The sequence below is a fragment of the Robertmurraya sp. genome (assembly GCF_036676585.1).
Classification (GTDB): Bacteria; Bacillota; Bacilli; order Bacillales; family Cytobacillaceae; genus Robertmurraya_A.
This window is the reverse complement of the sequence record NZ_JAKFCQ010000068.1, coordinates 1-4,741: the sequence shown is the minus strand read 5'-3', so window position 1 is coordinate 4,741 and position 4,741 is coordinate 1. Positions and strand designations below refer to the sequence as shown.

The following is a 4,741-nucleotide window of genomic DNA, read 5'->3' as shown; positions in this document are numbered from 1 at the left end:
CATATTTGGAATTGATATGAGTTTGGTTGTTGCTGAAGGTAATGCGGAAGTTACTGTAATGTTGGGACGTGAGCTATCAACGTTTGAAAAAGTGTTGCTTACATATACATCTTATTCTTCAGGATATCCTTCAAGATTTATTCCAAAACCTATTGGTGTGAGGATTAATTTTGGAGAGTTTATAGCCGAAGATTATTTTGGTTTTCAAGGTGCCCTCAACGCTAAAGGCTACGGGGACTTAAGTGATTTATCTGTGGGTGGCCAATATGGGCAACTCCTCTAGTTAGAGGAGTTTAGTCTCAATATTATTTGCAGCATCCGAGAGAAGTTGGTCTACTCTGTCTCTAAGAGCTTGTGCAACGTCTTGTCGATAACTTGGCTCCAACTTGTATTTATGTTCTATAGTATGACTGATCACTTCTGCTTTTGCCAATTGCGCAGCTTTGTGTGCATCCAGAGCTGTGGGGAAACAGCCAACATGTAAATAATTACTGTTGATACCGCTCATTGATGACCTGTAAGGATTTAAGGAGTTGACCTCTGGTTGGAATGTTACCCACATTGGCATACCAGAGGATGAGTGTAGACCAGAACCCAATATAGTATTGAGATATCTTGGCACAAGGCAACATCTATCGGGTCCGTACTCGGTATTACCTCTGACTAGAATATCTTTATCTAAGTCCAAACGAGTGCCGTCCATAGATAAATAACAAGGTTGTTCGTTGTACCACAATTTAAAGTTTGAGCGAAGTAACCATTCTGGATGGCAAGTTACACACTTATAGGTGGGGTTTCTCTGTTTAGTTTTCTCACAAGTACACCGAACAAGCATACCATACCACAAGGCATAGTCTGGGTAATTTTGTTTCCTGCCATACTCATCACGGGTTGTGCACGCAGGTCCACAGATTTCAGTATCATTTATAGCAATGCCTCTAACAACTCTCGTCACAATAAAACTCCTAGTAGTTTGTTTTGAATGGTTGAGTATAAAACAAATTCCCGTAAAGTCAAGGATTTTAATTAAATGGCAAACGAAGTTTCAAAACCGGATTTTAGTTTTCAATGGGCGTCCGGTGGAGCCATTGTTGCTCCCAGTGATGTAAAGATTCAGACAGGCTGGACTGCGGAAGTTCCCCCTTTCCAGTGGGAAAACTTTGTACAAAATCGTCAAGACAACGCAATCCTCCACCTATTCCAGAAAGGGATTAGTGAATGGGACGCAGCGTCCAATTACTACTTCACGACATCTGGTGTACGTTCTTATGTACAGGGTAGTGATGGTAATATCTATGTGGCAGTTGCAGATAGTTTGAATCAAAACCCCACAACCGACGCTACACAAACCTATTGGACAAGAGCCTTCACAAGCACTCACCCAACCAGCACGGTGTCATTGAATACTAAAATCACATTGGCTGCCGCTGCCGTATCAGCAACTGTAACTGCTGATGAGGTTATTGTATCGACTGCACTTGGCGGTTCTACATACAAACTTGCAAGCTTCAGTAAAGTAATAGCAGTGAACACAGTAGGAGCTGGAGGTATGGATACTGGCACAGCACCAGTATCTGGTTATGTGGCCTTGTATGCAATTTATAACCCCATTACAGCAGTTTCAGCCCTGCTGGCGACCAATGCGTCATCTGTGACTGCCACGGCAATCTACTCAGGGGCAAACATGCCTGCGGGGTATACCGCATCTGCCTTGCTTTCTGTGTGGCCTACCAACGCCAGCTCACAGCTTGTTGCTGGGTATCAGCAAGATAAATCTTTTAGTTATAATACGATTGTGGACATCTTAACCACAAATGCTATTGCAGCAAGTACAACTACCCTTGCTGCATCACAAGCCCTCCCAAGAAACGCAAAAACATTTAGTGGGTTCTTGTTTGTAAATACCACACAAGTATCAGCCGGGCAGGGGTCTATCTTCTTGTTTTTGAATTCTGGTGCAACTATTGAATACACCGGTATTTTGGGGGCTGTGTCTAACGTCTTTGGGATAGAGGGTCAGTTCTCTTCCGTACCAATTACATCCCCACAGACCATCTTCTACCGGCAAACAGGCCCAACAACACCCTTGTTTAAAATAGAATGCTCTGGTTATACTATTTAGGAGTAGTAAAATGTACGTGCAATTTACTGATAATACTGAAGCTAAACTTCTTTCTGTTTTTGGTAGTCCGCAAGACCCGGTGTTTTATCCAAATCAAGGTGAAATTCCAGAAGATGATATCCGCTACCTGCGCTTTATGTTTCCGAATCTCTACCCTCTCCCTCCCGTGCTGTCGGAAGTTTCAGCCCTTAAGAGGGATGAATTGAGACAGGCGTGTTCTAATGCAATAACCAGATCTAGTTTTCAATCGGAAGCACTTGGCGGTGTCTACAACTATGATTGTAGACTGGTAGACCAAATTAATCTAAAAGTAAGGTATGATATTGCAACATTTACTGCACAACCAGAGCCTATTTGGGCATCTGATGGTACCAGATATGAATGGAAACTACATACAGCTTCCGAGATTATTGCTGTGATGGTTGATATGAACGAGCATATCAAATACTCACAAGTAAAACTTGCTACTAAATTAGCTGCCGTGGACGCTGCAATCGAGGCAGAACAAGTAATTGCGATTGAATGGTAATTTGATAAAACCACCATCTAAGGGGCTGGAACATGATACAAGATGATAAGTTCACAGTAAACCAAGGTGTCGATCAGTATTACTACAGTATGCACTCCGGTAGGCAATATGTAGCTATAGATGGGTCTCCAACAGAGCCTGTTATAACTAGTGGTCCAACGATGAAAGTGTCTCGATATGAGAACATGGTCGGCTCACAAAACGGTGGTGTGGTTAACAACGAAGCTAATGCTGCGATACAGTCTATCTCCGTCTCTGATCCATCCAGCACTATGCAAGCGAACGCTGGCTATTTCTCTGCTGTTGGTCAAGCTGTAACTCCGGGAGTCGATGCTCTTGGATTGTGTGCTCAAGGACACGCCAAGGATAGTGCTGGGTGTGGTATAGGTCTCTATGCAGAGGGTCGCAATAGCTCGCCCTTGCCGGGACATGGCAACATTATGGCTGCTGAGGTACGAGTTACCAATCTGACTATGCAGAACAAACACTATAGTCCGGGAGGATCTTCTAGTGGTATGGGTGTTTGGGCCACTTGTGATACCGACAACAACTATGGCGGTGCAAATCTCTGCGGTGTAGCCTTTGCTGCTGGTGGTGTGACGGGATCATTTTGGGATGTGGGTTTTGCGGTAACTCAAAACTCGATAGCGTCTGCTGGCTTTCGTGATGACAGCAATTCAGGTACAGTGTTCGCGGTTAGTGGTTTCCATCAATATGGTATTGACTTCTCTGATGCAACAATTGTAGGTCCATGTCTTCGTACGGGTCAAGCATCCGTAGAGCTTACGGGTAATATCTATCTTGATGGTGTTGTTTCCCTAGATGGACTTAACTCTAATTTGAGCGATTGGGGTATAGGCGCAACCACAGGGAATGTGTTTCGAGTTTACTCCACTATTGGTCTTTCAATTGGAGGTATTGCTGGAGGAACCAATGGTCGCAAGATAATCCTATTGAATACCGGAGCAAATCCTATAACTCTCACCAATTCAGGGGAGTCAAGTCAGCCGTCAAATCGGTTTGCTATTAGGAAGAATGAAACACTCTATCCCGGAGGAACCGTTACGCTTTACTACGATGGTGTGAACATGCGTTGGCGTATTCTAAGTATTTATTAAGGTGGGAAAATGAGCACCAACTCTAATTTGTATAAAAAACTTCTTGGGGTTGGTTTGGCCTCATCACTCGCCCTTGCTGGCTCCTTCCTTATAGCTCCTTCAGAAGGTCTAGTAACTAAAACTTATTTAGACCCTGTTGGTATTTTGACCTCATGTTTCGGCCACACAGGACCAGAACTCAAGCTTGGACAAACGTTCACCGTAGATCAATGCGATAAAGTATTTGCTGAGGATCTTATTAAACATGACAAGCAACTGATGTCTGTTGTGAAGGTTCCTTTCAAATCTGATTACCAACATGCTGCTATGCTTTCTTTTGTGTACAATGTTGGGATTGGTAATTTCTCATCCAGCACTATGCTTAAAAGACTGAATGCTGGTAACTATGGTGGGGCTTGTTTGGAATTGACACGTTGGATTTACGCGAAAGGGAAAAAGCTTAATGGTCTTGTCACTAGACGAACTAAAGAGTATCAGTTTTGTATGGGTGAAGTTCCCTTAGAAGTTAAGGAGGTTGTCAATGAAAGTAATAAATGATTGGAAGCGTCATCTGAAGTCCTACTCCTTTATTTCTTTGGTGGGGATTCTGTTTAGTGCAATCTCTGTGACTGGCCTATCTGCATTGGGTGTTTTGGGTGCAGGACTATCTATGCCTGTCTTGGCTACTCTAGTGACTATCTTTGCTATCTTAGGTGGACTAGGCCGTTTCATTGACCAGACAGATGACAATATAAGTGGTGATGGGGATGTTCAATAGCTTAACGTTCTACCTCATTCTCGGTCTATCAGCTTCTACATTAGGTTTTGGCTATCTTTCCTACTCCCTTTTCGCCGATAAAGCCGTAGCTGTACATGCACTCAAAGAGTCACAGGAAACGATTGCAGGGTATGAAAAGTCCCTTAACTTAAAGGGTTTGTCTTGTGATTTGAGTGATAAAGCAGTGGTTGTTGTAGAGTCTGAGAAGAAAGACC

The 4,741-nt window shown here is 43.3% G+C and carries 8 protein-coding genes; 7 read left to right on the top strand and 1 reads right to left on the bottom strand.

The window, feature by feature from the left end; translation table 11 throughout:
• On the top strand, window positions 1-283 hold a 283-nt coding region (locus ACGLXV_RS08990), incomplete at its 5' end, for a hypothetical protein (RefSeq protein ID WP_391558334.1).
• On the opposite strand, the gene ACGLXV_RS08985 is transcribed toward ACGLXV_RS08990, so the two are convergent.
• Window positions 284-955, bottom strand: a complete 672-nt coding sequence (locus tag ACGLXV_RS08985; protein ID WP_391558333.1) for a hypothetical protein — start codon at window positions 953-955, stop codon at window positions 284-286.
• A gap of 75 nt (window positions 956-1,030) precedes the next feature.
• On the opposite strand from ACGLXV_RS08985, the gene ACGLXV_RS08980 reads away from it, so the two are divergent.
• The 6 genes from ACGLXV_RS08980 to ACGLXV_RS08955 form a co-directional block, all read left to right on the top strand.
• Window positions 1,031-2,122, top strand: coding sequence for a hypothetical protein (locus tag ACGLXV_RS08980; RefSeq protein ID WP_391558332.1), 1,092 nt, complete (start codon window positions 1,031-1,033; stop codon window positions 2,120-2,122).
• 202 nt (window positions 2,123-2,324) lie between these two features.
• Window positions 2,325-2,651 carry a hypothetical protein gene (locus tag ACGLXV_RS08975; protein ID WP_391558331.1) on the top strand — a complete coding sequence of 109 codons (327 nt, stop codon included), beginning with the start codon at window positions 2,325-2,327 and terminating at the stop codon, window positions 2,649-2,651.
• 32 nt (window positions 2,652-2,683) lie between these two features.
• Window positions 2,684-3,769, top strand: a complete 1,086-nt coding sequence (locus ACGLXV_RS08970; RefSeq protein ID WP_391558330.1) for a hypothetical protein — start codon at window positions 2,684-2,686, stop codon at window positions 3,767-3,769.
• A 9-nt stretch (window positions 3,770-3,778) separates the two neighbouring features.
• On the top strand, window positions 3,779-4,306 hold the full coding sequence (locus ACGLXV_RS08965; RefSeq protein ID WP_391558329.1) for a lysozyme: 528 nt from the start codon (window positions 3,779-3,781) through the stop codon (window positions 4,304-4,306).
• On the top strand, window positions 4,290-4,526 hold the full coding sequence (locus ACGLXV_RS08960) for a hypothetical protein (RefSeq protein ID WP_391558328.1): 237 nt from the start codon (window positions 4,290-4,292) through the stop codon (window positions 4,524-4,526). Before ACGLXV_RS08965 ends, ACGLXV_RS08960 begins: the two co-directional genes overlap by 17 nt.
• The coding region (locus ACGLXV_RS08955; protein WP_391558327.1) for a hypothetical protein at window positions 4,516-4,741 on the top strand (226 nt) is incomplete at its 3' end. The genes ACGLXV_RS08960 and ACGLXV_RS08955, both read left to right, overlap by 11 nt.